This window comes from Dysgonomonas sp. Marseille-P4677 (genome assembly GCF_016652235.1).
Taxonomy (GTDB): domain Bacteria; phylum Bacteroidota; class Bacteroidia; order Bacteroidales; family Dysgonomonadaceae; genus Dysgonomonas.
Genome location: NZ_JAEPKU010000263.1, coordinates 1 through 1717 on the forward strand (window position 1 = coordinate 1; position 1717 = coordinate 1717).

A 1717-nucleotide genomic window follows, 5' to 3' on the forward strand; every position below is an offset into this window, starting at 1 on the left:
ATTAAATATCATATGATAATTTTATAATTAAAGATTAAGCATATTACGAATTTCTTTAGTATCAGGATATACGCGCCATAAACTTACTTTCTCCTCTTTTATCTCAACAAACCAAATTGCTCGAAGATTATTCAATCTTTCATCCGAAGAAATTGAAAATCCTTTTATAATTACAGTAGAGTCTTTTTTGAAAATTATTTCCTCAAAAATATTTTGATAATTAGAGAACAGTTTAAAGAAAGGTTTCCAAGCTTGAGTAATACAATTATATTTTCCTTCTATTCGGTTGTTTTCCATGTCAATAAAAATATGATCTTCTGTCATTAAATCAGCTAAAGATTCAATATCAGCATTGTTGATGCAGCTATTGAATAATTGAACGATGGACCGATTAGCAAAACTCATAATGATGTATTTTGTTGAAATGCTTTTAGGCCACCCAATAAGAACAATAAACCTATTCCTAGGGCGCAAAGGGAAAATAATAGGTGATACCACAGGAAAGAGGATTCGAACCCGATATTAATAATAGAGCCTATTATCCCTCTTAACAGATAAATGGCAGCAATAGTGAAAACTCCTATTCTCAATAAGGGTAATTCTTTAATTTTTCCGGCTCCGGATAGCCCATAAAGCCCAAATATGAGAAAGATGACAGCAACAAAAACCGTCATGGCATAAGGCAGCAGAGGATGTATCTCTGCATTTTTGCGCATATTTCCCCCAACTCCTGTAATTTCAAAGAAATAGTCAGCGTTTAATAAACAAATAATATGGGCAACGGCTATTAGTATATTTATGTAGCCTCCTAATTTTAGCATTTTCATGTTCCTTGATTTCTATTTAAGTAATTATTTTCCAAACTTCACCTTAATATTTACCATTATTAAAAGTTAAGTTCGACAACGTTGTTATACCTCTTTATTCCTCCACCCCTTTCAGCAACGGTACAAAAACAAAGGCACCGTGTTCCGATTCTATGTATTCGTCAGCACCTATGCGTTTGACAACTGTCATAATCTGCCTGTTACTATCTCCTATGGGGGCTACCATTAGCCCTCCTATTTTTAACTGTTCAAGCAGCTTTTTAGGAAATTCTTTGGTTGCTGCCGTAATGAGTATCTTATCGAATGGAGCATAATCAGGTAACCCTTCGTATCCGTCTCCATAAAACAGCATAGGATGATAGCCTAATTTGCTAAGTACTTCTTTGGCTTTGAGGTATAATTGTTGTTGGCGTTCTATGCTATAAACCTTTGCCTTCATTTCGCAAAGTACTGCTGCCTGATAGCCACTTCCCGTTCCTATTTCTAAAACTTTTTCGTTTGGTTTTATTTGTAGCAATTCAGATTGAAAAGCGACAGTATAGGGTTGTGAGATGGTTTGGTTTTTATCTATTGGTAAAGGTTTGTCCTCATAAGCATGATTTGCTAAATTCTCGGAGACAAAAACATGTCTGGGTATTTTCTCTATCGCAGCTAGTATCTGGTTATCCTTAATTCCTTTATTTTTCAATCTAACAACTAATTCTATAGCTTTATAATTATATCGTAGACTATCGTTCATGGTTGATGGTATTTTTTCGTTTTTCGTAGGCTGTTTATTTTGGCAAGATATAAATACGGATTTACAGCAGATGATCATTAACAGTATAAATAATTGTTTTTTCATAACATGGCCAATTACTGGATACAGTATGTTATATATTCTTTAAAGT

Annotated in this window: 3 protein-coding genes; all 3 read right to left on the minus strand. The window is 33.7% G+C overall.

The window, feature by feature from the left end:
* Positions 1-27: 27 nt before the first annotated feature.
* Positions 28-405, minus strand: a complete 378-nt coding sequence (locus JGH11_RS19930; RefSeq protein WP_201114714.1) for a nuclear transport factor 2 family protein — start codon at positions 403-405, stop codon at positions 28-30.
* The gene (locus tag JGH11_RS19935) at positions 402-827 is read right to left on the minus strand and encodes a hypothetical protein (RefSeq protein ID WP_236264260.1); all 426 of its coding nucleotides are present in this window, start codon (positions 825-827) and stop codon (positions 402-404) included. Before JGH11_RS19935 ends, JGH11_RS19930 begins: the two co-directional genes overlap by 4 nt.
* A 94-nt stretch (positions 828-921) precedes the next feature.
* Positions 922-1566 (minus strand): protein-L-isoaspartate(D-aspartate) O-methyltransferase, encoded by a 645-nt coding sequence (locus JGH11_RS19940; protein WP_201114715.1) that lies wholly within the window; start codon positions 1564-1566, stop codon positions 922-924.
* Between the last annotated feature and the right edge of the window lie 151 nt (positions 1567-1717).

Coding starts and splice junctions, on each gene's coding strand:
- JGH11_RS19930 (WP_201114714.1), bottom strand. CDS start 405: ATGAGTTTTGCTAATCGGTCCATCGTTCAATTATTCAATAGCTGCATC.
- JGH11_RS19935 (WP_236264260.1), bottom strand. CDS start 827: ATGAAAATGCTAAAATTAGGAGGCTACATAAATATACTAATAGCCGTT.
- JGH11_RS19940 (WP_201114715.1), bottom strand. CDS start 1,566: ATGAACGATAGTCTACGATATAATTATAAAGCTATAGAATTAGTTGTT.